This is a genomic window from Salipiger pallidus (assembly GCF_014643635.1).
GTDB classification, from domain to species: Bacteria; Pseudomonadota; Alphaproteobacteria; order Rhodobacterales; family Rhodobacteraceae; genus Salipiger; species Salipiger pallidus.
The window spans coordinates 73,497-100,235 of the sequence record NZ_BMJV01000010.1; the positions used below are offsets into that span (position 1 = coordinate 73,497).

Annotated in this window: 21 protein-coding genes; 12 read left to right on the plus strand and 9 right to left on the minus strand. The window is 67.2% G+C overall.

Features of this window, described 5'->3' with window-relative positions; all coding sequences use genetic code 11:
* Window positions 1-110 precede the first annotated feature (110 nt).
* On the minus strand, window positions 111-1,115 hold the full coding sequence (locus IEX41_RS19050; RefSeq protein ID WP_188791909.1) for a LacI family DNA-binding transcriptional regulator: 1,005 nt from the start codon (window positions 1,113-1,115) through the stop codon (window positions 111-113).
* A 132-nt stretch (window positions 1,116-1,247) separates the two neighbouring features.
* Between IEX41_RS19050 and IEX41_RS19055 the strand changes: the two genes are divergently transcribed.
* From IEX41_RS19055 to IEX41_RS19090, 8 genes are read left to right on the plus strand one after another with little or no spacing between them, the layout of a single operon-like run.
* Window positions 1,248-2,330, plus strand: a complete 1,083-nt coding sequence (locus IEX41_RS19055; protein WP_188791910.1) for an ABC transporter ATP-binding protein — start codon at window positions 1,248-1,250, stop codon at window positions 2,328-2,330.
* A 3-nt stretch (window positions 2,331-2,333) separates the two neighbouring features.
* Window positions 2,334-4,388 carry a hydantoinase/oxoprolinase family protein gene (locus tag IEX41_RS19060; RefSeq protein WP_188791911.1) on the plus strand — a complete coding sequence of 685 codons (2,055 nt, stop codon included), beginning with the start codon at window positions 2,334-2,336 and terminating at the stop codon, window positions 4,386-4,388.
* The gene (locus IEX41_RS19065) at window positions 4,385-6,373 is read left to right on the plus strand and encodes a hydantoinase B/oxoprolinase family protein (RefSeq protein ID WP_188791912.1); all 1,989 of its coding nucleotides are present in this window, start codon (window positions 4,385-4,387) and stop codon (window positions 6,371-6,373) included. Before IEX41_RS19060 ends, IEX41_RS19065 begins: the two co-directional genes overlap by 4 nt.
* Before the next feature lie 29 nt (window positions 6,374-6,402).
* Complete coding sequence (locus IEX41_RS19070; protein WP_229673374.1) at window positions 6,403-7,443, plus strand: ABC transporter substrate-binding protein; 1,041 nt, start codon at window positions 6,403-6,405, stop codon at window positions 7,441-7,443.
* A gap of 56 nt (window positions 7,444-7,499) precedes the next feature.
* Window positions 7,500-8,339: an ABC transporter permease gene (locus IEX41_RS19075; RefSeq protein WP_188791913.1), complete on the plus strand. Its 840-nt coding sequence runs from the start codon at window positions 7,500-7,502 to the stop codon at window positions 8,337-8,339.
* A 1-nt stretch (window position 8,340) separates the two neighbouring features.
* Window positions 8,341-9,132: an ABC transporter permease gene (locus IEX41_RS19080; protein WP_188791914.1), complete on the plus strand. Its 792-nt coding sequence runs from the start codon at window positions 8,341-8,343 to the stop codon at window positions 9,130-9,132.
* A 13-nt stretch (window positions 9,133-9,145) separates the two neighbouring features.
* Window positions 9,146-10,594 carry an aminotransferase class V-fold PLP-dependent enzyme gene (locus tag IEX41_RS19085; RefSeq protein ID WP_188791915.1) on the plus strand — a complete coding sequence of 483 codons (1,449 nt, stop codon included), beginning with the start codon at window positions 9,146-9,148 and terminating at the stop codon, window positions 10,592-10,594.
* Window positions 10,591-12,009: an NAD(P)-binding domain-containing protein gene (locus tag IEX41_RS19090; RefSeq protein ID WP_188791916.1), complete on the plus strand. Its 1,419-nt coding sequence runs from the start codon at window positions 10,591-10,593 to the stop codon at window positions 12,007-12,009. Before IEX41_RS19085 ends, IEX41_RS19090 begins: the two co-directional genes overlap by 4 nt.
* Window positions 12,010-12,013: 4 nt before the next feature.
* On the opposite strand, the gene IEX41_RS19095 is transcribed toward IEX41_RS19090, so the two are convergent.
* The gene (locus IEX41_RS19095) at window positions 12,014-12,235 is read right to left on the minus strand and encodes a WGR domain-containing protein (RefSeq protein WP_188791917.1); all 222 of its coding nucleotides are present in this window, start codon (window positions 12,233-12,235) and stop codon (window positions 12,014-12,016) included.
* Window positions 12,236-12,538: 303 nt separating this feature from the next.
* Here IEX41_RS19095 and IEX41_RS19100 point away from each other — a divergent pair, with 303 nt between their 5' ends.
* Entirely contained in the window at window positions 12,539-13,546 is a 1,008-nt protein-coding gene (locus IEX41_RS19100; RefSeq protein ID WP_188791918.1) for a zinc-dependent alcohol dehydrogenase family protein, read from the plus strand.
* Window positions 13,547-13,660: 114 nt separating this feature from the next.
* Here IEX41_RS19100 and IEX41_RS19105 read toward each other — a convergent pair whose 3' ends face one another.
* The 3 genes from IEX41_RS19105 to IEX41_RS19115 form a co-directional block, all read right to left on the minus strand.
* A complete protein-coding gene (locus IEX41_RS19105) occupies window positions 13,661-14,965 on the minus strand; it encodes a replication-associated recombination protein A (protein WP_188791919.1) in 1,305 nt (434 codons plus the stop codon).
* An 84-nt stretch (window positions 14,966-15,049) separates the two neighbouring features.
* Window positions 15,050-15,751, minus strand: coding sequence for an SDR family NAD(P)-dependent oxidoreductase (locus IEX41_RS19110; RefSeq protein ID WP_188791920.1), 702 nt, complete (start codon window positions 15,749-15,751; stop codon window positions 15,050-15,052).
* A 52-nt stretch (window positions 15,752-15,803) separates the two neighbouring features.
* A complete protein-coding gene (locus IEX41_RS19115; RefSeq protein WP_188791921.1) occupies window positions 15,804-16,988 on the minus strand; it encodes an MFS transporter in 1,185 nt (394 codons plus the stop codon).
* Window positions 16,989-17,158: 170 nt separating this feature from the next.
* Here IEX41_RS19115 and IEX41_RS19120 point away from each other — a divergent pair, with 170 nt between their 5' ends.
* Together IEX41_RS19120 and IEX41_RS19125 are read left to right on the plus strand one after the other, a co-directional pair.
* Window positions 17,159-17,755: a TetR/AcrR family transcriptional regulator gene (locus IEX41_RS19120; RefSeq protein WP_188791922.1), complete on the plus strand. Its 597-nt coding sequence runs from the start codon at window positions 17,159-17,161 to the stop codon at window positions 17,753-17,755.
* A 245-nt stretch (window positions 17,756-18,000) separates the two neighbouring features.
* Window positions 18,001-19,239 carry an aminopeptidase gene (locus IEX41_RS19125; RefSeq protein WP_188791923.1) on the plus strand — a complete coding sequence of 413 codons (1,239 nt, stop codon included), beginning with the start codon at window positions 18,001-18,003 and terminating at the stop codon, window positions 19,237-19,239.
* Between the two features lie 143 nt (window positions 19,240-19,382).
* Here the strand turns inward: IEX41_RS19125 and IEX41_RS19130 are convergent, their stop codons facing one another.
* The 3 genes from IEX41_RS19130 to IEX41_RS19140 are packed head-to-tail and all read right to left on the minus strand — an operon-like array spanning window position 19,383 to window position 24,579.
* Entirely contained in the window at window positions 19,383-22,490 is a 3,108-nt protein-coding gene (locus IEX41_RS19130; RefSeq protein ID WP_188791924.1) for an efflux RND transporter permease subunit, read from the minus strand.
* Window positions 22,487-23,533, minus strand: a complete 1,047-nt coding sequence (locus tag IEX41_RS19135; RefSeq protein ID WP_188791925.1) for an efflux RND transporter periplasmic adaptor subunit — start codon at window positions 23,531-23,533, stop codon at window positions 22,487-22,489. The genes IEX41_RS19130 and IEX41_RS19135 overlap by 4 nt, the downstream gene beginning before the upstream one ends.
* Window positions 23,530-24,579: an efflux RND transporter periplasmic adaptor subunit gene (locus IEX41_RS19140; RefSeq protein ID WP_188791926.1), complete on the minus strand. Its 1,050-nt coding sequence runs from the start codon at window positions 24,577-24,579 to the stop codon at window positions 23,530-23,532. Before IEX41_RS19140 ends, IEX41_RS19135 begins: the two co-directional genes overlap by 4 nt.
* A 152-nt stretch (window positions 24,580-24,731) precedes the next feature.
* On the opposite strand from IEX41_RS19140, the gene IEX41_RS19145 reads away from it, so the two are divergent.
* Entirely contained in the window at window positions 24,732-25,115 is a 384-nt protein-coding gene (locus IEX41_RS19145; protein WP_188791927.1) for a YbaN family protein, read from the plus strand.
* Here the strand turns inward: IEX41_RS19145 and IEX41_RS19150 are convergent.
* Window positions 25,094-26,719, minus strand: a complete 1,626-nt coding sequence (locus IEX41_RS19150; RefSeq protein WP_188791928.1) for a putative bifunctional diguanylate cyclase/phosphodiesterase — start codon at window positions 26,717-26,719, stop codon at window positions 25,094-25,096. The genes IEX41_RS19145 and IEX41_RS19150 overlap by 22 nt on opposite strands.
* Window positions 26,720-26,739 lie beyond the last annotated feature (20 nt).

The following is a 26,739-nucleotide window of genomic DNA, read 5'->3' on the forward strand; positions in this document are numbered from 1 at the left end:
GGCCAGAGTGTCGCGGCAGGGAAACTGCGGTCCATGAGTGTCATGCAGAGACCGATCCCCCCTTCCGGGGCCCAGTGCCCCTTTGCGAAGGCAGCCGGAGGCCATGCCGCTCAGGCGCTTTCGCGGACCTCCAGGGCAAAGGGGGTGGAGAGCGGGGCTTTGGCCCCCTCCCCGCTGACGAGAACCTCGATGGCGCCCTTGCCGATCTCGTCCGAGAATGCCCGCACGGTGGTCAGCGTCGGAGACACTTGTCGGCCGATATCGTAATCACCCCAGCCCGCCACGGCAATGTCGCCCGGCACCGAAAGCCCGCGCCTCTGGCATTCGAACAGAGCCCCTGCCGCCACCACGTCCGTCGGACACAAAATCGCATCAAGGTTGGGGTCCGTGGCCAGGAATTCATCGAGAATGCGCGCCCCTGAGCCAAATCCATCGGCCGCGCGAACCGTCAGCACCAGCGAATCCGAAAGCCCCGCGGCAAACATCTCCTGCCGGAAAGCCGGTAGGCGCATGGCGTAACGCTGGCCACCGCCGCCCGTCACTTCGACAAACCCGATGCGACGCCGCCCCTGCGCAATGAGATGGCGGGTCAGCGCCCGGCTTGCGGCGCCCACGTCATAGGACACCCCCCGCCCGATGGCGCCGTCACCGCCCCAGCTTTCCACCACCGGAACCCCCGCGAGGACGAGGAGCTGGCGGAGTTCCGGCGCGTGCGGTCCGGCGACCAGCGCGATTCCCGCGACGCGCAAACCCAGCAGGGTCTGCACCGCCGACAGCTCTTCCTCGGGGGTTTCGGCGATCATGGTGATCAGCTCGAAGCCGCGTTCCGCGGCAGCGCGGCGCAACCCGGCGGTGTAATTATAAAAGGACGAGTTGCGCATCGACGGCAGCACCGCCCCGATCACCCGGCTGCTGCCCGCTGCCAGTGTTCCGGCGGAGAGATTCGGCACGTACCCCAGCTCCGCCGCGATTTTCATCACGGTGCTTCGCGTCTTTTCGCGCACCCGATCCGGGTAGCGGAAGCAGTTCGATACGGTCATCGGCGACACCCCGGCGGCATCGGCAACGTCCTGCATCGTCAGCTTTTTGTGGAGAATATGCGGGGTCTCGGACATGGGAACTCATTGCTGCTGACGGAATCTGACCCGCTCTTCACGGAATGGCAAGAGACCCCTGATGGTGGATGATTTCTCTTTACAAATTTTTTGTAGCGCTACAATTCTGCCGTCAGACCTGATGGAGCCCGCATGACCGATACCTCCTCCACCTTGACGCTGACTGCGATCCGCAAGACCTTCGGCCCGCTCACGGCAGTCGACAGCCTCGATCTGTCGGTCGAGCCCGGCGCGCTCGTGTCGTTGCTGGGGCCGTCGGGCTGCGGCAAGACCACGACGCTGCGCATGGTCGCGGGCTTTGACAGTCCCGACAGCGGCCAGATCACCATCGGCGGTGACGATATGACCCGCCTGCCCCCGAACAAACGCGGCCTAGGCATGGTGTTCCAAAGCTATTCGCTGTTCCCGCACCGCACCGTGGGCGAGAACATCGCCTTCGGCCTGCGCATGTCCGGTGCCTCGAAACAGGTTCAGGCGGACGAAGTGAAGCGCATGCTCGACATGGTGCACCTGTCGGGCCGCGAAGACATGTATCCCGCGCAGCTATCCGGCGGGCAGCAGCAGCGGGTGGCGCTAGCGCGGGCGCTGGTGGTCAACCCCCGCGTGCTTTTGCTCGACGAGCCGCTCGGCGCGCTCGACAAGGGGCTGCGCGAATCCATGCAGTTCGAGATCCGCGAGATGCAACAAAGGCTCGGCATCACCGCCCTTCTTGTCACCCATGACCAGGAAGAGGCGATGTCCATGTCCGACCAGATCGCCGTCATGCATGGCGGGCGCATCCTGCAGCTGGGTGCGCCGAACGACATCTACGACCGGCCCGAGACCGCCTTCGTCGCCACCTTCCTCGGCAACGCCAACCTTTTCGACGGGCGGGTGCAGGACGGCTTGCTGATGACCGATGCGGGCGCGCTGTCGCTGCCCGCCCGGCCTGCGGGCGATACGGCGACCCTGTCGGTGCGCCCCGAGCGGGTGGTGCTGGGTGAGGACGCCGCCGCCCTGCCGCAGGGCCTGCGCGGACGCATCACCGCCGCGAGTTTCCGGGGCGCCTATGCCGCCTATCACGTCACGCTGGACGGCTCCGGCACCGAGATCATCGCCTACCGGCAGGCCGACACCGCGCTGGGTCAAACCAGCCTTGGGGTCGGGGCTGAGGTGGCCGTGGGCTGGCCGGTGGAACATGGCGTTCTCGTCACCGGCCCCGCGCCGAAGGAGTAAGAGATGAAAGACCTCGCACAAGGGTCCACCGGACGGCTGCGCATCGGCATCGACGTCGGCGGCACCTTCACCGATTTCGTGATGGCCGACGCCGTGACCGGGCGCGTGGCGCTGTACAAGGAACCCTCGACCCCCGACGATCCGTCGCGGGCCTTGATCGAGGGTCTTGCCGCATTCCTTGCCCGCGAGGGCATGTCTGCTTCCGACGTGGGCGGGCTCATGCACGGCACCACCATCGGGCTCAACGCGATCATCCAGCGCCGGGGGGCGGCCATCGGCCTCGTGGTCACCAAGGGCTACCGCGACATCCTCGAGATCGCGCGTTGCCGCATGCCGTCCTCGTTCGACCTGCACGCGACCAAGGAGGTGCCGTTGGTCCCCCGCGCCCGCGTGGTCGAGATCGACGCCCGTTTCGACCGCGACGGCAAGCTCACCCGCGCGCCGTCGGAGGCCGAGCTGGACCGCGTCGCCGCCGAGCTGAGTGCGCTCAACCTCGACGCCACGGCACTGATGCTGATCAACGGCTATGCCGACCCCGAGGCCGAAGCCCGCATCGCGGACGCGCTGGCACAGCGCATGTCACTGCCGATTTCGTCCGCCGCCGCGATCTGGCCGGAAATCCGCGAATACGAGCGCACCCTCGTGGCGTGTCTCAACGCCTATATCCAGCCGCTGATGGATGCCTACTTCGCCCGTCTCACCGAGGGGCTGGAGCGGATCGGCGTCACCGCGCCGCTACTGGTGACCGCCTCGAACGGTGGTTCGCTGTCGGTGGGCTCCGCCGTGGCGCGGCCCGTGGAGACGATCCTGTCCGGTCCTGCCTCGGGGGTGATGGCTGCCGTGCGGCAGGCGGCACAGTCGGGGATGGAGAACATCATCACCTTCGACATGGGCGGCACCTCGTCGGACATGGCGGTTGCCACGGACGGCACCGCGGGGATCGCAACGCGCACCGATATCGGCGGGCTGCCCCTCGTGCTGCCGGTGGTCGACGTCAATGCCATCGGTGCCGGTGGCGGGTCTGTCGTCTGGGCGGATGCGCAGGGTGTGCTGAAGGTCGGCCCGCACAGCGCCGGGGCGCATCCCGGCCCCGTGTCCTACGGGCGTGGCGGCACCGAGCCTGCGGTCACCGACTGTTTCATCGCCATGGGCTACATCGACCCGGCCAATTTCGGCGGCGGTGCCATGCCGCTTGACGGTGCCGCGGCGCTCGAGGCACTTAAAGCGGTGGCAACCCGTGTCGGCCTCGATGGCGACGACACCGCTGCCCGTCTTGCCGAAGGCGCGCTGGCCGTGGCCTCTGCCGGGATGGCCGGCTCGCTCTTCCGCACGATGGCAGAACGCGGCCTCGATCCGCGTGATTTCGTGCTGTTGCCCTTCGGCGGTGCCGGCCCGACCCACGCCAACCTTCTGGCTGAGGAAATCGGCATCGCCCGCATCCTCGTGCCTCAGGCCGCCGGGGCCTATTGCGCCATGGGCGCGGCAGGCGCCGACCTGCGCCGGGACTTCGTCCGCTCGCTCCGGTCGGTGCTGAGCGATGAGACCGCGCAGATGGCCGAAACCACCTTTGCCGCGCTCGAAGCGGAAGGCGTCGCATGGCTCGAGGGCGAGCTGCCGGACCTGGCCGACCGCCGGGTCGAGCGCTCTGCCGACATGCGCTATGCCGGACAGGCCTACGAGCTGCGGGTGTCGCTCGATGGCGTCGTCGACTGGGCCGAGGCCTTCCACCGCGAACACGAACGGATCTACGGCTTCCGCGACACCGTTGCCCCGGTCGAGATCGGCACCATCCGCCTTGCCATGATCGGCGCGGGCCAGCCCCTTGCCGCCTCAGAGGCCACCGGAGACGGCGCGCCCGTCAAGGCCCGCCGCCCGCTCTTCCACAAGGGCGCGTGGGTCGAGGCCACGGTGCATGATCGCGCCACCCTCGGCGCGGGCGCACAGATCCCTGGCCCCGCCGTGGTCGAGCAGCCCGAGACCACCACCGTCATCCTGCCCGGATGGGCTGCATCGGTGGACGCCCAAGGCAACCTCCTCATTGAAAGGGCGTCCGCATGAGCCTCGATCCCGTCCTTCTGGAAATCCTCGGCAACAAGGTCGCCTCGGTGACCGAGGAAATGTGCCTTACGCTGCAACGCACGGGCCGCACGCTCTATGTCAAGGAAACCGCCGATTTCGCCTGTGCCCTCGCCGGGCTCGACGGCCGGTTCTATGCCTACCCGCGCTCCATCGGGGTGTCGGGCTTTGTCGGGCTGGAATGCCTGCCCGCCATTCAATCTGTGATCGACACCCAAGGCGCGCTCGAGCCGGGTGACGTGATCCTCACCAACGATCCCTACCGGTCCACGGGTCTTGCCACCCACCTGCCCGACCTGCACATGATCGAGCCCTATTTCCATGATGGCGAGATCGTCGCCTATGGCTGGTGCTTCGTGCATTGCTCGGACGTGGGCGGGCGCGTGGCGTCGTCGATCTCGCCGCTCAACACCGAGATCTTCCAGGAAGGCCTGCGCATCCCGCCGGTCAAGCTCATCCGCAAGGGTGAGATGGCGCCCGAGGTCAAACTGTTCCTCGATGCCAACTCCCGCACGCCAGAGGCCAACATGGGAGACATCCGCGCCATGCTGGCCGCGCTGGCGACGGGGCGGCGGCGCGTCGAACAGATGGTCGGGCAGCACGGTACGCAGACGCTTAGAGACGCTCCCGAAGCGCTCATGTCCTACGCCGCCGGCAAGGCCGAGGCGGTGCTGCGCACGGTGCCCGAAGGCAAGTACAGCTTCTCCGACTATCTCGACGACGACGCGGCCAGCCGCCTGCCCGTGCGCCTCGCGGTGACGGTGGAGATCGCGGATGGCAAGGTACATCTCGATTTCACCGGCTCCGATCCGCAGGTGGCGACGGCGATGAACATCCCGTCCTGCGGGCGGCCCCATGCGTGGCTGACGCTGCGGATGCTGGCGCTCGTGCAGACGCTGGACCGCTCCGCGCCGCTGAATGCGGGCCTGCTGCGGCCCTTGTCGATCCACACGCCGCTGGGCAGCCTCGTGAATCCTGAGGAACCGGCGGCCACCGGCGTGCGCCATGCCGCCGCGATCCGGGTGAACGACATTCTCAACGGCGCCTTCGGGCTGGCCCTGCCGGACGTGATGCCCGCCGCGGCCTCCGGCACCGTCATCCCCATCGTGATGAGCGAGCCGAAGGCCACGGGTGGCCGCATGGTGCAGGTGATCGAACCGCTGATCGGCGGCACCGGCGCGCGGCGCGGACATGACGGTGTGGACGGCCGCGACAGCGGCATCTCCAACCTTGCCAACAACCCCGTCGAGACCGTCGAGGCCGAGCTGGGCGTCGAGGTGCTCCATTACGGTCTGCGCCCCGACAGCGGCGGCGCGGGAGAATGGCGCGGCGGCTGCGGCATGGAGCTGAGATTCAAGGTACTGACCGACGGCAGCCACGTGCTGGGCCGCGGCATGGAACGCTTGATGTTCCGGCCCTGGGGCCAGTCGGGCGGCCAGCCCGGCCAGCCCGGATCGCTGGTCATCAACGAGGGCGCCCCGCGCGAGCGTCGCCTTGGCAAGATCGACCTTCTCGAGGTTCAGGCGGGCGATATCGTCACCTTCCGCACCCCCGGCGCGGGCGGCTTTGGCGACCCGATGCGCCGCGACGCGCAAGCCGTGATTGCGGATGTGGAGGCCGGGTTCGTCACAGAGCAGACCGCCAAGCGGGATTACGGCGTGGTGCTGATCGATGGCCGCCTCGACACGGAGGCAACCGCCGACCTGCGCCGCACCGCGGGCAGCAACGAAGGCACCGTCTTTGGCCCCGAGCGTGACGCATGGGACGGCGTCTTTGCCCCCGCCGCCATGGACCGGCTCAACGCCGCGCTGCTGACCCTGCCGCTGTCGCAGCGCCAGACCCGGCGGCGAGAGATCTTCGAGACCGTGCTGGCGGAGCTGCCCAGCAGCTTCCCGCGCAGTGCAGTGAGCGAGGCGCAGGCGGAAACCGCCCGCAAGAGGCTGACCGCCGCGCTTCAGAAGCTTTGAACGACCAACGATTCAACGGAGGAAAGACCATGACAATGAACCGCCGCCGCTTCCTTGGCACCACCGGTGCCACCACGGCCCTGCTCGGCCTGTCGGGCCTGCCCCTGCGTGCGCAGGGCGGCACGCTCAACGTGACCGCCTATGGCGGCGTCTGGGAACAGGCGATCCGCGAATGCTTCGTCGCGCCCTTCGAGGAAAAGACCGGGGCCTCGGCCACCGTGTCGCTCGGCGGTCCGGCCCAGTGGCTCGCGCAGGTCGAGGCCTCCCCCGAGCAGCCGCCGCTCGACGTGCTCATCATGTCGCCGGACCTCGCGGTTCTGGCCGCCGAGGGCGACCTTATGGATGATTTCACCACCGAGAAGTTGCCGAACCTGCAGTACATCCCGCAGGAGTTCACCGACGCCTGCCTCGGCAAGGGCACCTATTTCGACTACGGCGTCGGCGGCATCACCTACAACAAGCAGATCGTGTCCGAGCCGCCCCGCAGCTTCGCCGATTTCGTAGAACGTGTGTCGTCCGGCGAGTTCATCGCCTCTGTGCCGTCGATCTCTTACGGGCCGACCACGGTGTTCTTCCTCTGGGCGCTGAACAACGCGCTTGGCGGTGACGTGGACAACGTCGACCCGTTCTTCGAGGCGATGGCCAAGATGAAGGACAACCTCGTCTTCTGGGCCGGCCCGAACGACTTCTTCAACCACCTTGCCTCGGGCGAGGCGGATCTTGGCATCTACTTCGACGGCCGCACCTGGAACCACGTGGACGAGGGCGTCGACTGGATCGACTTCATCAACCCCGAAGAGGGCGGCGCGATGACCGCCGTTGCGATCCAGAAGCCCAAGAACGCCTCGGACCTCGCGTGGGATTACCTCAACGAGGTGCTCGACGCGGGCAATCAGGCCAAGTTCGCCGAGATCCTGAACTACGGCGTGACCAACACCCAAGTCGAATACTCCGAAAAGCTCGCATCGCGCGTGACCCCGCTGGCGGAGGCGAACCTGCCCCCCTACGCGGACATCGCCCGCGTGCGCAACGAGTGGATCGACCGCTGGAACCGCGAGATCGGCATGTGATCTCGCTGCCCTCGCCCGCCCACCGGGCGGGGGCACCCTTCTGACCCGGAGGCCTCATGACGCCCACCGTTAACCTCTCCCCCGGCGCCCGGCGCGCCCTGCTGCTGGCGCCGGCGCTGATCTTCCTCGCGGTGTTCTTCGTGATGCCGCTGGTGGACAATTCCGCGCGCTCGTTCATTGGCGAGGGTGGCTTTACCCTGTCACGCTATACCGATTTCCTGACCGACAGCTTCTACCTTGGCGTGATCGCCGAGACCGTGATCCTGTCGGCGGCGGTGACGCTGATCTCGGTGCTGATCGCCTACCCGGTGGCCTATGTGCTGGTGCGCAAGGCGGGGCGGTTCTCGGGCCTCATGATCTTTTTCCTGATCGCGCCGCTGCTGACGTCGATCATCATGCGGACGTTTGGCTGGCAGGTGCTGTTCGCGCGGCGCGGCCTCGTGAACCAGTGGCTGGTCACGGACCTTGGGCTGCTGGACGCGCCGCTGCGCTGGCTCAACACGCCGGGGCTGGCCATCGCGGCGCTGGTGCATGTGCTGGTGCCCTTCGCGGTGCTGTCCATCGCGTCGGTGCTGCAAGGGGTCGACCGCAGGCTTGAAGAAGGCGCGCTGATGCTGGGTGCGTCGCGCATCCGCACCTTTTTCGAGGTGACGCTGCCGCTGACCGTGGACGGCATCGGCACCGGGGCGATCCTTGTCTTCATGATCGCCAACGGCTCGTTCGTGACGCTGGTGCTGCTGGGCGGCGGGTTCCAGACGCTGCCGCTGCTGATCTACCAGCAGTTCAACACCACCCGGGATTTCGCGCTGGCATCGACCATGAGCACCATCCTTCTGGTGATCGCGCTGGCCTGCCTGTGGCTGCAACTGCGGCTGCTGCGCCGTCAGGGGGTGTGAGATGAGGCTTTCGGACATCGCCCTGTGGGTCTTCACCATCGCCTTCTTCGTCTTCATGATCCTGCCCATCGCGGTGGTCGTGGTGATCTCGTTCACCGAAGCCGGTTATGCCGCCTTCCCGATCCCGGGCTGGTCGCTGAAATGGTTCGCGCGCATCTTCGAGTACGAGCCGTTCATCGACAGCCTCATCACCAGCCTGTGGCTGGGTGTGGTGGCGACGGTGGCCTCCTGCCTGCTGGGCATCCCCGCGGCGCTCTACCTCAGCCGCGCGCGGTCGGGCTGGGCCACGGCGATCACCACCTTCCTGCTGTCGCCGCTGTCCATGCCGATGATCGTGATCGGCTTCGCCTCGCTGTTCTTCCTGTCGGCGCTTGGCTTTGGCGTATCGTTCCTGAGCCTTGCCATCGTCCACACGGTGATCTGCCTTCCCTACGTCATCCGCACCGTGTCGGCGGTCTACCGCGCGGTCCCGCCCGCCTATGAAGAGGCCGCGATGATCCTTGGGGCAAGCCGGCTGACCACCTTCCGCGAGGTGACGCTGCCGCTGATCCGCCCCGGCATCGCGGCGGGCAGCCTGTTCTCGTTCCTCACCTCCTTCGACAACCTGCCGGTCAGCTACTTCTTCGGCTCAGCCCAGACCAACACCCTGCCGGTGGTCATGCTGGCCTACATGGAACACCAGTTCGATCCGTCCATCGCCGCTCTGTCCACGCTGCAGCTTCTGCTGGCCGTCGTGGCGCTGGTGGTGGCCGATCGCCTTTACGGCATCGAGAAGATGACCGTCGCAACCTGAGGACCTCCCCAAGATGACCCCCCTCGCCCGTTTCCGCGCGTCGCTTGATCGCGCTGACATCCTCGACCAGCTGCAGGCCGGTCTCATCGGCCGCGACATGCCGTTCGAGACGCCCTATGGCACCAAGGCGATGCTGTATGCCGATTACGTCGCCTCGGGGCGGGCGCTGCGGCAGGTCGAAGCCTTCGTCGCCGAAGAGGTGCTGCCCTGGTACGCCAACAGCCACACCGAGGCGTCTGCCACCGGCGAGGCGATGACCCGCATGCGCGAAGAGGCCCGGTCCACCATCGCGCGGCTTACCGGCGCGGGTGCCGATGGGCACGTGATCTTTGCCGGGGCGGGCGCGACGGCGGGGCTCAACCGCATCGCGCGGCTTTTGCGGATCGAAGACCGGGTGCGCGCCGGGGAACGGGTGGTGGTGATCCACGGCCCCTACGAGCATCACTCCAACATCCTGCCGTGGCGCGAAAGCGGCGCCGAGGTGCTGGTCGCGCGGCCCGGCAAGGGCGGTGTCGACCTCGCGCATCTGCGCGACCTGCTCAAGGCCAACGACAAGGCCGACCTTCTGGTGGGCAGCTTCTCGGCGGCGTCGAACGTGACCGGCATCGTGACGGACCCTGACCCGGTGACGCGGCTGCTCAAGTCGCACGGCGCGCTGGCCATCTGGGATTACGCGGGCGGCGGGCCCTACCTGCCCATGGACATGTCCCCCGCGCCGGACGCCAAGAAGGACGCCATCGTCTTTTCCACCCACAAGTTCCCCGGCGGGCCGGGTGCCTCCGGCGTGGCGGTGGTGCGTGACAGCATCGTGCAGCGCGCCACCCCCACCGCGCCGGGGGGCGGCACCGTGACCTTCGTATCGCCGTGGAAGCACAACTATTCCGCCCGGGTCGAGGCCCGCGAGGAAGGCGGCACGCCCAACGTCGTCGGCGACATCCGTGCCGCGCTGGTGATGCTGGTCAAGGATGCGGTGGGCGCCGCCCGCATCGGGCGCATCGACCACGCCCTGCGGGCCCGCGCGCTCGAGGCATGGAAGCACGTGCCGCAGATCGAACTTCTCGATCGCTCGGGGGCCGAGGCGCTGCCGATCCTGTCCTTCCGGGTGCGCGGTGCCGAAGGCTACGTCCACCACCAGCTGTTCACCCGCATGCTCAGCGATCTGCACGGCATCCAGGTGCGCGGTGGCTGCGCCTGCGCCGGCCCCTACGCCCACGCCCTGCTGGGCATCGACGAGGACGGCTCGGACGCGCTGTTCTCGCGCCTGTCCGAAGGGCACGAGATGGACAAGCCCGGTTGGGTCCGTCTCAACCTGTCGTGGCTGCATTCCGAGGACGAGGTGACGCGCATCCTGTTCGGCGTCGCCAGCCTTGCGCAGGAGGCCGAAACCCGCGCCGCCGACTACCGCTGCGATCCGGCCACCGCCCGCTTCCGTCATGCCGCGGATGAAAGGATCAGCGCATGAGCCTTGCCGATCTTGAAACCCGCCTCGCCGAGGACCTCGAAGCGCTCTGCCTGCCCGCCGCCCCCTGGGTGCCGGCGCGGGAGGGCGTGACCGACGTTCTGGTCATCGGCGCGGGCATGTGCGGGCTTGCCGCGCTGGCCGAGCTGCGGATGCTCGGGATCGACAACAGCTTCGCCATCGACGCCGCCCCCGAGGGGCTCGAGGGGCCGTGGGACACCTTTGCCCGGATGCGCACCCTGCGCTCGCCCAAGACCCTGACCGGCCCGGCGCTGGGGCTGCCCGCTCTGACCTTCCGCGCGTGGTTCACCGCGCAATGGGGCCGGGACGCATGGGAGGCCCTTGGCAAGATCCCCAAAGGGCAATGGATGGACTACCTGCGCTGGTACCGGCGCGTCCTGACACTGCCCGTGCGCAACGACACCCACCTTTCGGACCTGCGCGGGGACGGCGACATGCTGCGCGTCACGCTGGACGGCCCCTCGGGCACCGAAGTGGTGACCGCGCGGCGCGTGGTGCTGGCCACGGGGCGCTCCGGCCTCGGGGGCGGGGCCGTGCCGGAGGCGCTCAAAGGCGTGCCGGGGCACCTTTGGGCGCATAGCGCCGACGATATCGATTTCAGACAACTCGAGGGCCGCGACATCGTCGTGGTCGGGGCTGGCGCCTCCGCAATGGACAACGCCGCCGCCGCACTCGAGTCCGGGGCTGCCCGTGTCGACCTGCTCATTCGCCGCTCTCGTCTCCCCGCGGTGAACAAGCTCACTGGCATCGGCAGTCCCGGCACGGAACTGGGGCTCGGGTCCCTGCCCGACCACTGGAAGCTGAAGATCCACGGCTACGCGGCGCAACAACAGGTGCCCCCGCCAAGCCATTCCGTGCGCCGGGTTTCCGAACACGAGAACGCCCATTTCCACCTTGGTTGCGCCCTCACCGGGGCATCGGAAGACGGGGGAAGACTGCGCATCGACACGTCGCGCGGCAGTTTCACCACCGATTTCCTCATTGCCGGGACGGGCTTTCGCAACGACTTCGCGGACCGTGCCGAACTGTCTCAGATCGCGCCGCACGTGTTATCGTGGTCAGATCGGCCCGATTTCCCGAAGGATGTCTCCCCCGATGGCCCCTTGGGCAGCGCGCCCTATCTCGCACCGGACTTCACTTTCCTCGAGAAGACTCCGGGCACCTGCCCGGAGCTTGGGCGCATCCACTGCTTCAATGATGCGGCGATGCTGAGCCACGGCAAGGTGTCGGGGGACATTCCGGCTGTCAGCGTTGGCGCCAAGCGGCTGGGCCGCGCCATCGCCGCCGCCTTCTTCGCCGAGGATGTGCAGCAGCAGTTCAAGAAGCTGCAAGCCTATGAGACCGCTGAACTTTCAGGGGATGAATACGAGGCAGCCACGGCACTGCCGGGTCAGTAGAGCGCTAGTCGTAACCGCGCCGGGACTTCTGCATCTGCAGCTTGAAGCGGGCATCCTTGGCCTCGGCTTCGGTATCGAACCAGTCTTCCTTGCTCTGGCCCGATGTGCCGATGCGGCCCCATTCGCGGATCAGCGACCAGTCCCCGAACAGGCCGGGCTGGATGCGGATGCGGTAGAAGCGGCGCATGTTGTGTTCGGGGTCGATGCGACTGAGCTGGATGGTCATCCTTCATGCCTCTCTCGCGACAGGGGCGGCGTGACCCGTGCACTCTGTGCCACCGGGGGACATTTGGCAACCTTCCGTTGTCCGCGCCCGGTCCTGGGCTGCGCCGTACCGACGAGAGACCCGCTCCAGAGCGTTCGCGATGTCTTCGGCCACCTCCTGAGCGGTCGTTGATCCGCATTCTACCCGAAGGCTGGCCCACGGCATCGTGCTTGCCATCTGCTTGCAGGCGCTACCCTAAGCAATGAGATATACAGCCCCGCCGCCGGTCAGGGCGGCGGGGCGGGAATACGGAAAGGCAGAAACATGAAACAAGTGACGATCAAGGCGCCCGGCGGGCTGGACAACCTCGTGACGGCCGACGTGGCGGACGCTGCGGCCCCCGGCGCGGGCGAGATCACCGTGCGGCTGCACGCAAGTTCGCTCAACTACCACGACTACCGCGTCTGCGCGGTCGAGGGCGCGCTGCCCGACGGGCGCATTCCCATGGCCGACGGTGCCGGCGTGATCGAGGCGGTTGGCGACGGCGTCGAAGGCTTCACCGTGGGCGACAACGTGGTGTCCTGCTTCTTCCCCGAATGGCAGACCGGCGATGACAAGCCCAGCAGCTTTGCCACCACCCCGGGCGACGGCCGCGACGGCTATGCCCGCGAGCGGGTGACCCTCCCCGCGTCGTGGTTCACCTTCTCGCCCGAGGGCTGGTCCCACGAAGAGGCGGCGACCATCACCACCGCGGGCCTTACCGCGTGGCGGGCGCTCGTCGTCGATGGTGGGCTCAAGGCCGGTGACACCGTGGCCGTGCTTGGCACCGGGGGCGTGTCGATCTACGCGCTGCAGCTGGCCAAGGCCATGGGCGCGACGGTGATCGCCACCTCGTCCTCGGACGACAAGCTGGAGCGCCTGCGCGAACTGGGCGCCGATCACGTCATCAATTACCGAACCACGCCTGAGTGGGGCGAGGAGATGCAGCGCCTCACCGGCGGGCGCGGTGTCGACATCGTGGTCGAGGTCGGCGGCCCCGCCACCCTGTCGCAATCCATCGTTGCGGGCCGGCCGGGTGCGCATCTTGCGCTGATCGGCGTGCTCACCGGCTTCTCGGGCGAGATCCCGACCGCGCTCATGATGAGCCGTCAGCAGCGGCTGCAGGGGCTCATCGTCGGCTCGCGCCAGCACCAGCTGGATTTCGTGCGCGCGCTGAACGTGTTGGGCGTGCGCCCGGTGATCGACAGGCGCTTCCCGCTCGATCAGCTGGCCGACGCCTTCCGCCATCAGGAAAGCGGCAAGCATTTCGGCAAGATCTGCGTGACCATGTAAGGCTCTGAGTCCTTGCAGAACGCAAAAGGCCGGGCAGTGCCCGGCCTTTTGCTGTGCGGTATGGGTAGAACTGGCCCGATCAGGTCGCGCTGTGTCAGGCATGTTCTGACCAGTTCAGTCCGGGAAGGTGCGTGTCACGGGGCGGCCGGTCAGCTCTTCCCAGAACCGGTCGGCGCGCTGCTCGAAGGTGGCGCCGCCGCGCGCATCGCTCTGGTAGAGGCTCCCCGGAGCCAGCCCCGGCACATATTCCTGTTCCACCCATCCGCGCGGATCCTTGTGCGGGAGCCGGTAGCCCTCGTGCCCCAGTTTCTTGGCACCGCTGTAATGGGCGTCGCGCAAATGCAGCGGCACCATGGCGGGCGCGCCTTGGGTGACCATGGACAGCGCCGCGCCGATGCCCCGGCAGGCCGAGGCGGATTTCGGTGCGCGCGCAATGTGCAGCGCCGCATGGGCCAGCACGATCTGCGCTTCGGGGTAGCCGATCTTTTCCACCGCCGTGGCCGCCGCCACCGCCGTCTGAAGCGCGGTATTGTCCGCCAGCCCCACATCCTCGGACGCATGGATCATGATGCGCCGCGCGATGAAACGGGGGTCTTCGCCCGCGTGCACCAGCCGCGCCAGCCAGTAGAGCGTCGCATCCGGGTCGGATCCGCGCATGGACTTGATGAAGGCGGAAATCACGTCGTAATGCTGGTCGCCCGACCGATCGTGGTTGATGGCGGCGGAGGCATAGGCCTCTTCCAGCATCTCCTCGGTGATGGTGATTGCGCCGCCCTCGTGACCCACGCACAGGCTTTCCAGGGTGGTGAGAGCCCGGCGCGCATCGCCGCCGGAGCGGCCCGCGATCAGGGTGATCTGGTCCGGCGTCAGGTCGGCCTCGATGCCCCGCCGGGCAAGGAAGGCAATGCCGCGTCGCACCACCTCTTCCATGTCCTCGATGGACATGGGTTCGAGTTTGAGGATGGTCGAACGGGACACCAGCGCGGGCGGCAGCGCATGGTAGGGGTTGCCGGTGGTGGCACCGACGAAATCCGCCGTGCCCTCTTCGCAGATCGACAGCAGGTCGTCGGCCTGCGTGGCGCTGAAGCGATGCACCTCGTCCACGAAGATCAGCAGCGGGCGGATGCGGGCCTCGTCGGCGATCTCGCGCAGCTTCTTCACGCCGTCGCGGGTGGCGTGTAACGGGCGGAACTCCTTGCCCAGCATCTGGCCCACGGCACGGGCGATGGTGGTCTTGCCGATGCCCGGCGGGCCATAGAGGATGAGGCTCCCCAGCGCGCCGGCCTTGATGCGCCGCCGCAGGATCGAGTTCGGCGCGGTGATCCCCGGCTGGCCGATCACGTCGTCGAGGGTTTGCGGCCGCAGGGCGGCGGCAAGCGGGACGTGCCCCTGCGAGGGCGCGGAATCGAAAAGGTCCATGGCGGTCAATCGGCGTTTGGGAACATCGGGTGGCCTACAGCTGTAGCAGCCGGGTGCCGCCACGCAAGGCGCGGCGGCGGGAAATCAGTAGATCCCGTCAAGCTGGCAATTGACCGTGATCTCGGCCTGGCTGAGCGTGCCCGGCAACTCGAGCGTGTTCACCGCAAGCGCGGCGAGGTCGGCCACCTGCGTCATGTCGGCAGCATCGCGGCTGCCATTTGCGGCGGACAGTCCCATATCGGTGGCAACGATGCCGGGGCAGATCGCCGTGGCGCGGATGCCGTGATCCCAGCCCTCATGGCGCAGCGCGTGGGCCAGCCCCACCGCGGCGAACTTGGAAAAACCGTAAAGCCCGGACCGCGCCGATTTCACCCGCTTGCCCGACAGCGAGGCCAGCACGATGATCCGCCCTTCCCCGCTGTCGATGAGCGGCTGCCACGCGGCGGCGGCAAGGCGGCGGGGGGCGTGGGCGTTGATCTCGAAGAGGCGCAGCACCGCATCGTCGTCCTGCGTGACGATGCTATCGTGATCGAGCACGCCCGCACAGGCCACCACCGCGTCGATGCGGCCATGGCGTTTCATCACGCCCTCGACCCAAGGAGCCTCCTCGCCGGTGCTGGCGTCATAGGGCACCGCTTCGGCGTCATCGGCGCTCAGCCCATCCGGCAGGGCGCTGGCGTCGCGCAGGCCCAGCGACACGAACCAGCCGCGCCGCGCAGCCTCCTGCGCGATGCCAAGCCCGATCCCGCGGGAGCCTCCGGTCAGAAGCAGAACCTTCCTGTCCATGATCTTGTCCTTTCGTCCTGACGTGAGTGTCACGCCGGCTATGCCCGAAGGATCAGGCGCGAACCAGTGACGGCTGCCGTTCCCGGAAGACCGCGAGGGCAAGGACCATGCCCACCAGCCCCGCAGCGGCAAAGACGAGAAACGCCAGGTGGAAGCCCCCGGTGCGGATCAGCGGCTGGGTCAGCAGCGGAGAGATGAACTGCCCCATGAACAGGCTGAAGGTCAGCGCCCCCGAAGCCATGCCGTGCCGCCGCATGGGCACCGCGTCCAGCGTGGCGGTCATCAGCGTCGGCACGATGAGGCCCGGCCCCATGCCCACCAGCAGGGAGGCAAACGCGATCACCGGCACCAGCTCGGCATAGCTGATCACCACGAGGCCCGCGGTCAGCATGGCAAAGCCCGCCGCCAGCACGCCTCCCCGGCCCAGCAGTGCGCGCAGCTTGGGGTAGGCCATGGCGATGGCCCCGGCGGCGAAGGTCACGCAGACCATCATCATCGCGGCGGTACTCGGGTCGGTGTAGCCAAGCTCGGCCAGATAGTAGGCGATCTGGGTCGGCAGGATATAGAAGGTGGCGAAAGCCAGCATCATCAGCACAAGGGCCAGCGCAAGCAGCATCCGCCAGCCCTCTGGTTCCGGCTCGAGGCAGTGGGCCGCCTGCCCGGCCTCGGTGCCCTTTGGCTCGTCGAGGAAGATGTAGAGGATTGGCAGGTAGATCAGGCCCATCAGGTAAATGGCAAAGGGATAGAAGGCCGACAGGCCGGCAAGCTGCCCTGCCGCGGCGATGAAGATCAGGCCGCCGAAATTGACGAAGGTCATCTGCATCCCCATGAACCGCCCCCGGTCAGGTCCATGGAAATACTGCCCCACGAGGGCGGTCATTGCCGTCATCAGCATGGCCACGGCAACCCCGAGCAGCAACCGCGTGGCAAGCAGGATGGGCAGCGTCGGTGTCCAAAGACCCGCGCTGCCGGCGACGGCGAACAGCCCCACGCCGGTCAGCAGCATGGCCTTGCGCCCCATGCGATCGACGAAGATCCCGGCGAAGGGCGCGATCAGCGCCACCGTAAGCGACGGTGCGGTGATCAGCAGGCGGGTCATCAGATCGGAGTTCGGCGTATCCGAGAAATAGGCACCAATGCCCGGCAGGCCGGGACTGATGATGGCGTTGGACATGACGGTCAGCGTGGCGGCAAGAAGCAACGCGATAGCGCGCCGGTCCTTCAGAAGAGAACCCATGGAGGGACACCTGTGTATTGGGAGGTCTTTACAACTTACGAAAATTGTAACTTGTAATGGCAGGACAGGCAAGCGCCCGGCAGATCGCTGTCGCATCGTTGAACAGCAGGGTGGCGACAGGCTCTTTGCGGGCCTAGCACAGGCCAACTGCCGGCAGGAGGAGTAGAGCGATGCCGCGTACCGGGCTTGCGCCGGAAGAACTGAAGCAGCGGGCCGTGGAAGTGGCCAGCGCCCGCATCAAGGCGGCGGGCTATGCCAAGCTGCGCGTCACCGACGTGGCGGCCGAGCTTGGGGTCAGCCATGCGGCGCTCTATGGGCATTTCTCAGGCAAGGCGGATCTGCTGGACGCAGTGGTGGGGCACTGGCTCGACATCGCCCGCGACACGCTTCTTGTCACGGTATCCGGCCCCGGTAGGCCCGAGGAACGGCTCGAGACACTGATGATCGAGCGGGTGCGGCTGAAGCGCGCAGCAGCGGTGCGCGATCCCGAGCTCTACGAGGCCTATTGCCAGGCCACGGACCGGCTGCGCGACGTGGTGCAGTGCCACAAGCTTGTGTGGCGCGACCAGATTGCCCGGCTTCTGGCCGAGGCAGTCCCCGACCTGAATGATCCGGCAAAGGCCGCGCTGCTCGTCCAGTCGTCCATGTACGGCTTCACTCATCCCCGACTGGTGCTGGAAAACCTCGACACCCCCGGTGATGAAATCGAAAGCCGTCTGCGCGCGGTGCTTCACACTATGATCGTGGGGCTTCGCGGCACGCGCTGACGGCGTGTGCTGCGCCATGCCATGCGACCATCCCGGACCATGTGCATCGGTTCGCGGTGCCTCTTCCGGTTCGGATTTGACCTTGGGTCCCAACCGTCCCTTTCGGTTCCGGTATCCGCCCCGGTGCCTGTGGTCAGGCAAGCGGGCAGCCCGGCACCTGGGCCATGTACTGGGCCTGAACCCGCTTGTAAGGCGCTCACGGGATGTTACCTCTGGTCTGACTCTACACAAGATGCGGACCCCCCATGACCGATACCCCCATTGATCCGACCCTTCTTGCGAAACTTGCCGAAGTGTCCGTGCGCACCGGGCTTGGCCTGAAGCAGGGGCAGGAGCTGGTCCTCACCGCCCCCGTCGAGGCACTGCCGCTGGTGCGCGAGATCGCCAAGGCCGCCTACAAGGCCGGCGCCTCGCTGGTGACGCCGATCCTCAGCGATGGAGAGATCACCCTCGCCCGCCACGCCCACGCCGACGACGCCAGCTTCGACGTTGCCCCGGCCTGGATGTTCGAGGGCATGGCCGCTGCCTTCGAGCGCGGCGCCGCGCGCATGGCCATTGTCGGTGAAGATCCCATGCTGCTGGCCGAAGCCGACCCCGCCAAGGTCGCCCGCGTCGGCAAGGCGACCTCCACCGCCTACAAGCCTGCACTGGAGAAGATCTCGAACTTCGAGATCAACTGGACGATCTGCGCCTGGCCGGGGTCGAAATGGGCGCAGCGCATGTTCCCCGATCTTCCCGCCGCCGAGGCACAGGGCAAGCTCGCCGAGGCGATCTTTGCCGCATCGCGCGTCAATCAGGACGACCCGGTGCAGGCTTGGGCCGACCACAACGCCGCCCTGCGGACGCGGACGCAGTGGCTCAACGAACAGCGCTTCTCGGCGCTGCATTTCACCAGCCCGGGCACCGACCTGACCGTGGGTCTCGCAGACGATCACGAATGGCATGGCGGTGCGTCAGAGGCGCAGAACGGCGTGGTTTGCAACCCGAACATTCCCACCGAAGAGGTGTTCACCACCCCCCACGCCCATCGCGTTGACGGCACCGTGCGGTCCACCAAGCCGCTGTCGCACCAGGGCAGCCTGATCGACGGCATCGAGATCACGTTCAAGGATGGCCGCATTACCGAGGCCAAGGCGGACAAGGGCGGCGACATCCTGCGCGAGCTGGTCGCCACCGACGAGGGCGCCTCGCGCCTTGGCGAAGTGGCGCTGGTGCCGCATGGCTCGCCGATCTCGCAATCGGGGCTGCTCTTCTACAACACGCTTTTCGACGAAAACGCCGCCTGTCACATCGCGCTTGGGCAGTGCTATTCCAAGTGCTTCCTCGACGGGGCGTCGCTGTCCGGTGACGAGATCGCCGAGAAGGGTGGCAATTCGAGCCTGATCCACGTCGACTGGATGATCGGCGGACCGGATACCGACATCGACGGCATCACCGCGAACGGCACCCGCGTGCCGGTGTTCCGCAAGGGCGAATGGGCCTGAGCCAGTTCTGCCCCGGCTGACAATGGCCCAGGCTTTGCAAAATCGATCAGCGCGCCGCCCGGCGCGCTGACGACAGGCGAGGCCGGCGCGCCCGACACCTGCCGTTGTCTGTCCGACCATCAAGGGCGGACGTGGTCGGCCTCTCAGGCGTTGCCCGAGGGGGCGTCCAGAGGTTCTGTCCCCTGTTCCAGCGCATGATGCGGCGTGTCTCCGCTGCCATCCTCGCGCACCCTGAACACCGCGAGGTACAGCGCCGGGGCGAACACCAGCGTGATCACCGTGCCCGCGATGATGCCCCCCATCATGGCAAAGGCCATCGGCCCCCAGAAGATCTGCCGCGAGATCGGGATCAGTGCAAAGCTCGCCGCCGCCGCCGTCAGCAGGATCGGCCGCGCACGGCTGTCCGACGCCTGGAACACTGCGTCCCATGCGCTCAGCCCCTTGGCACGAAGGGCCTGGATCTCGTCGACGAGGATGATGGAGTTGCGGATCAGGATGCCGATCAGCGCCAGCACCCCGAGGATCGCCACGAACCCCAGCGGCGCCCCCGACGGCAGCAGCGCCGCCACCACCCCGATGAGCCCCAGCGGCGCCACGCAGAGCACGACAAAGGCCAGCCGGAAGCTCTGGGTCTGGATCATGATGAGCGTCAGCATGATGAGCAGCATCAGCGGCACAACGGCGGCAATCGGCGCCTGGCTGTCGCCCGAGGTCTCCACCGTGCCGCCCACGGTGACGCTGAGGCCCGCGGGCAGGGCGTTGGTGAACTCCTCGATGGCGGGGGCAAGGTCCGCCACCACCGTGGCGGGTTGCGCGTCGCCGGTGATCGCGGCGGAAACGGTGATCGTGGGGCGGCGGTCGCGCTGGTGGATGACCGGCTGTTCCGTATCCCAGCCGAACCGTGCCACCGCGCGCAGCGGAATCGCACGGCCATCGCCCGCCGACAGTTGCAGACCCGGCAGCCCCTCGACGGTGCTGCGCGAGGCTTCGTCGCCGCGGGCGAGGATGTCGACAAGGTACTCGCCATCGCGCAGCCCGGTGACGGTCGCCCCGTCGTAGATCGCGCTTAGGGCATTGGCGATATCGCTTTGCGAGATGCCAAGCTGGCGGGCCTGATCCTGCAGGATCTCGACACGGATCACCCGAGCCGGTTCGTTCCAGTTCATCACGATGGCATCGAGCCGTGGATCCGAGGCCATCACACCCGCAAGCCCGCGCGCGGTGTCGCGCACCGTGTCGATGTCCGGCCCGCTGAGACGGTATTGCACCGGGCGGCCCACGGGCGGGCCGATCTCGAGCAGCTTGACGAAGATATCCGCGCCGGGGAATTCCCGCCGCGCGATGTCGTTGAGCCGTGCACGCAGCGCATCGCGCGCCTCGACCGAAGGGGTCTGGATGACGATCTGCCCGGTGTTCGGCCCCGGTGTCGGCACATCATAGCTCAACAGGAACCGCGGCGCGCCGCGTCCCACGTAGCTGGCCCGGAACAGCGCGTTGTCATCGTCGTCAAGGTAGGATGCGAAGCGGTCCATCTGTTCGGAGGTTTCCGCGATGGAGGCGTTTTGCGGCAGGGTGAAATCCACCACCAGCTCGGTCCGGTCGGAGCTGGGGAAGAACTGCTGTTCCACGAACCGCATGCCGAAGATCGACACGCCGAACACCACCACGGTCAGCGCGATGGTGATCCAGCGATGCCGCATGGACGCCAGAAGCACGCGGTGAAAGCCGCGCCGCAGGCGGCCTGCCTTTTGCTCGTGGTGTTTCATGGTCTTGGACAGGAAGGTGACCCCCAGAAGCGGCGCGAACAGCACAGCGACCACCCAGGACACCACCAGCGACACCGCGATCACCACGAAGAGCGAGAAGGTGAATTCCCCCGCCGCCGAGTTGTTGAGCCCGATAGGAATGAACCCTGCCACGGTCACCAGCGTGCCCGACAGCATGGGAAAGGCAATTGAAGTCCAGGCGTAGCTGGCGGCGCGGCTCAGGCTCTCGCCCTTTTCCAGCCGTGAGATCATCGTCTCGATGGCGATCATCGCGTCGTCCACCAGCAGCCCCAGCGCGATGATGAGCGCCCCCAGCGAAATCCGCTGCAACGTGATGCCCGCGTATTCCATAACCACGAAGGTGATGGCGAGCACCAGCGGAATGGTCACCGTCACCACCAGCCCCGCCCGCAGGCCGAGCGACACGAAGCTGACCGCGAGCACGATCAACACCGCCTCGAGCAGCGCCTGAAGGAAATGGCCCACAGCGTCATCGACCACGTGGGGCTGGTCGGCGACCTGATGGATTTCGACCCCGATGGGCAGCAGGGTGCGGGCGCGGTTGATTACTGCCGACAGTTCTTCGCCGAACTGCAGGATGTTGGCGCCCTCGCGCATGCCCACCGACAGGCCGATGGCCTCCTGTCCCTCGTAGCGGAAAAGCTCGGAGGGCGGGTCCTCGTAGCCGCGCCGGATGGTGGCCACGTCCGTCAGCCGGAAGAAACTGTCCCCGACCCGCAGCGATATGTCCGACAGGCTTTCGATGCCCTCGAACGATCCGGTGACGCGCACCACGACCCGCTCGGGTCCGGCCTCGATTACCCCGGAGGGGACGATGGCGTTCTGCGACGCCAGCGTCTGCTGCACGGTCTGCTGGTTGAGGCCAAGCGCCGCCAGCTTCTCGGTCGAAAACTCGAGGAAGATCACCTCGTCGCGGATACCAAAAATCTCGACCTTGCCCGCATCGTCGAGCGCCTGCACCTCGCGCCGCACCTCTTCCACGAGATCGCGCATCTCGCGCGGGGAAAAGCCGTCGGAGGTGAAGGCAAAGACGTTGCCGAACACGTCGCCGAAGCTGTCGTTGAACTGGAACCCCTGGAATTCGTCCGGGAAATCCCCCCGGATGTCAGCCATCATGTTGCGCACCCGCTGCCAGATGCGCGGCAGCTCGTCCGCCTTGGTGGTGGGCAGAAGCTCGAGGTAGACGATCGAGGTGCCGGGCCGAGTGACCGAGCGGGTGAAATCCAGCTCGTCCAGATCTTCGAGCTTTTTCTCGATGCGGTCGGTGACCTGTGTGCGGGTGTCCTCGATGTCGGCACCGGGCAGGATGCCGGTGATCACCATGGTCTTGATGGCGAAGTTGGGGTCTTCCTCGCGGCCGATATTGGCATAGGCCAGCGCGCCCGCCAGCAGCGACACCGCCATCAGGAACCACACGAAGGACCGGTGGCGCAGGGCCCAGTCGGACAGGTTAAAACGGCTCATGGTGCAATCCGCCTTCCGACCGGCTGGCCGTCTGTCAAGGAATGGATACCGCGCGCCACGATCTCGGCGCCCGGGGAAATGCCGTCCGAGATCACTGCATGATCGGCGATGGTCCCCGCCACGGTGACCGGAGTGCGCCGCACGGTGGCGGCCTCGTCGCCTCGGTCGACCACCCAGACGGCGGCGTCGCCCTCGGGATCGAGCAGCAGGGTCAGCGGCAGGGCGATGGCCTCGGCATCGCTGACCACCGGGCGCACCCGCGCCAGCGCGCCGATCCGGAAGGCCTGCGGCGGGTCCGCTAGCTCAAGATGTACGCGCCGGGTGCGGGTGGTCTGCGAGGCAACGGGTTCGATCCGCCCCAGCGTGGCCTCTGCGGTGATGTCTGGTGCGGCGATCAGCTCCGCCCGGAACGGATCACCGCGGGTGAGGCCAACGGCATCCTCTTCGGACAGGTCGATGACGATCTCGCGGCCCGTCAGCGCCGAGAGTTGCAGCACCGGATCGCCGGCGGCAAGTGTCACACCCTGATCCTCGTAAACCTCGGTGACAATCCCGTCGCGCGGCGCGGTGAGTGTGGCCAGCGACAGCTGGTCCTCGGCCTGCACCAGCGTGGCGCGGGCCTGTTCCAGCGCCGCGTTTGCCGCAGACGCCCCGCGTTCGGCACTGTCGAGCGCCACTTGCGTACCCGCCCCCTGCCCGGCCAGCTGCCGCGCCCGGTCTCGGGCGTCGACGGCGGAGGATGCGTTGGCCTCAGCCACGCTCACCCCTGCCTCGGCAGAGCGCACCTGCGCCATCAGGTCCTCAGGGTCGAGCCTTGCGAGCACGTCGCCCCGCGCCACCTGCTCGCCCAGCGAGACCATGCGTTCGGCCATCGTGCCCACCATGGGAAAGCCAAGGTCTACGGAAATGCCCGCCTCGATCTGTCCGACAAACCCCGGCGCGGGAATGGAACGGGGTTCGGCGATAACGGACACCACGGGCCGCGCGTCTTGCGCCATGGCGGGGGCGGCGAGCGTGAGCAGCATCAGCAGGGCTCGGATCATTGCAGGCTCTCCACATCTACGACCCGGCGTCCGGGAAACAGCAGCTGCGCGCCATGGCCCACGACGCGGGTGCCCGGCGCGATCCCGTCCGACAAAAGCAGCACCTCGGTTTCGTAGCGTGCGACGGTCACGGGAGTCAGCGTCACGGTGTCATCGCTGCCCACGGTCCAGACGGCGCTGCCGCCCGCTGTGGTGGTGAGCGCGGTCCATGGCAGTTCGATCAGAGCGTCGGTTTCCGGATGTTCAACCCGGCCGCGCACCGCCTCGCCGTAGCCGAGCCCCTCGGGCGGATCGGGCAGGCGCAGGGTCACCGCGACGGTGCCGGTATCGGGGTCGACCAGGGGCGACACCTCGTCCACCACGCCCTCGAACAGGACATCAGGCTCGGACAATTGCCAGAGTGTCACGTCCGGGGGCGGCTTGCCGGTGGTCAGCAGCACCTCGGGCACGTCGAACACCGCCTCCATCCCGGTATCGAGCGCCAGTTCGAACACTGGCTGCGCGGCGCTGACCACCTGCCCGTCCTCGGCCAGCCGGTCGGTCACCGTGGCGTCCTGCGGCGCGCGCAGGGTGGTGTCGCGCAGGGCCTTGTCCGCGCGCTCAAGCTCCGCCCTGGCCTGCGCCAGCGACGCTTCGGCGGCGCGCAGGGCATCCTCTGCCTCGTCGCGGCGGGCGCGGGTGACGGCACTGCGGGAAAACAGCTGCTCGTACCGAGTGAAATCCGCCTGCGCCTGCGCGACGTCCGCCTCTGCGGTGGCAACGCCGGCCTGCGCGGCGCGCTGCGCCTGCACCTGCTGCACGTCGTCGAGCCGGGCCAGCACCATGCCGGCCCCGACCTCGTCGCCTTCCTGCGCCAACACGTCGGTCACGCGGCCCGCCACGGGGAAGGCAGCGGAGATGCTGTCGCGGGCGCGAAGCTCGCCGGTGAGGGAATAGCTCTGGCTGCGGGTGGCGGGGGCGGCGGTGACGATCTGCACCGCAAGAGCCTCGGCCGCATGGGCCGCGGGCGCCGCGGTGCAAAGCACGAGGGCCAGGGCGAAGCGCATGACGGGTCTCCAAAGCGGTTGAGGCTGCCCCCATGGGTAGACCGTCCCGGCCGAAGGTCAAAGACCGGACGCTACTTTATCACGGCGGTATGGCGCTTTGGCTGCAGTGCGCTAGGTAGGGTCCATCGGCAACCTTGCGGGCGGGGCGTCCCTTGCGGCTCTTGTGGATCTTCTTCGGCTCGCTGAGCCTTGGCCTCGGCGTTCTTGGTGCGGTGTTGCCGGTGCTGCCGACCACGCCTTTCGTGCTGCTGGCCGCCTTCTGCTATGCGCGCGGATCGGAACGCCTGCACCGGATGCTTCTGGACAGCCGCATGTTTGGCCCGATGATCGCAGACTGGCAGGCCGAGGGCGCCATTTCGCGCCGCGCCCGATACACGGCGGCGGTCACCATGCTGGCGGTGCTGGTGTTCAGTGTTTTCATGGGCGTGCCCGGCTGGGTTCTGGCAATCCAGGCGGTCTGCATGGGCGGTGCCGCCACCTACGTTCTGACGCGCCCCCTGCCCGCCCGAGACTGTCAGCGCAGCAGCCGGTCCTGAAGCACGTCGAACGACAGCGGGGTGTCAAACAAGAACCCCTGCCCGCAGTTCAGCCCCATCTCGGTCAGGGTCTCAAGCTGATTGCAGGTTTCGATCCCTTCGGCGATCACCGTGGCGTCAAGCGACTGGGACAGCGCAAGGATGTGCTCCACGATGCTGCGGTCCTTGGGGTTGGTGCAAAGGTCACGCACGAAGCTGCGGTCGATCTTGATCCAGGACACCGGAAGGCTTTTCAGCAGGGCGAGAGAGGAATAGCCGGTGCCGAAATCATCAAGGACCACGTGCAGGCCCAACTCGTTCAGGCGAAACACGCTTTCGCGGCCGGGATCGAGTTCGTTGAATGTCATGCTCTCCGATATCTCGGCGCAGAACCTGCCACGGTCGAGCCCGAGACCGCGAATGTTGTCGGTCAGAAAATCCTCGATGCCGTTACTTCGCAGGGTCAGGACCGACAGGTTGAAGAAGATCAGCAGCGGCGGGGCACCCGCGGCGGCGAGTTCGGCCATGTCGGCACAGACCTGCGAGAACATGCATTTGTCTATCGCGGTGACAAGATCGTGGCGCATGGCGATGGGGATGAAGTCATCGGGCATGACGATGCCGCGATCCGGATGATGCCACCGGCACAGCGCCTCGATGCCGATGATCTCGCCGGTCGCGATGTCCACGATGGGCTGGTAGCTGGGGCGGAACAGCCCCTTGCGCAGATCGCGCGCCATATCCTGCAAAAGCTGCGGCCGTGATACCGGCCCCGGGGCGGGTTCGTCACCCTCGGTGCGCTTGTTGCGGTACATGTCCGCGTCGGCAATGGCCAAAAGCTCTTCAAGATTCTGACCCTGCTCAGGCATGAGCCCGATGCCTGAACTGGCCGAGATCGCGACCTCGCGTCCACCTGCCAGCATGGGCCTGGCAATGGCATCGGTGATCCGGCGGGCCAGTGCCTCGACCTCGGCGCGATCGCCCGGACCTTCGATCACCACGAGAAACTCATCCCCGCCAAGCCGGACGATGGGATCACCAAGAGAAACGGTGTCCATCAGGATGCGCGAGACATGGCGCAGAACCTCGTCACCGGTGGCATGGCCGTAGGTGTCGTTGATCGTCTTGAACCCGTCGAGGTCGAGCAGAAGCAGGGCGAGGCTGGCACTGGCCTGCACGAGATCCTCGACCATCAGGTCGAGGAAGCGCCGGTTCTGCAGCTGGGTGAGCGGATCGCGCAACGCCTCGAGCTCGAGCGGACTGCGCGACGTGCTAAGGTGGCCCGCCTCAAAGAGGTAGAGGACGTAAGTCTGCGGTTCGTCCCTGCCCTGGTGAATTGCGAGAAAGCCCCTCCCCGTGGAACCGTCCGCCCGGAACATCTGAACGACGCGATACAGCTCTCCGGCCTCATCTAGGATAACGACAGCCTCCTGCCATGGCGGCAGATCGATGCCCTGTCGCAGATCGGCATAGGCCACTGGATCGCCCCGCAGACCGAAGGTGGCCTTCATCCCGTCGGAAACCGAGATAAGAGCGCCGTTCCGGTCCAACACGACCACGAGGGCATTGCTGCCCTCCAGCGCCGGTCCGATCCTGTCAGGCCCCTCGGGAATTTCTTGGCTCAAAGCGGAACTCCCGTCATGAT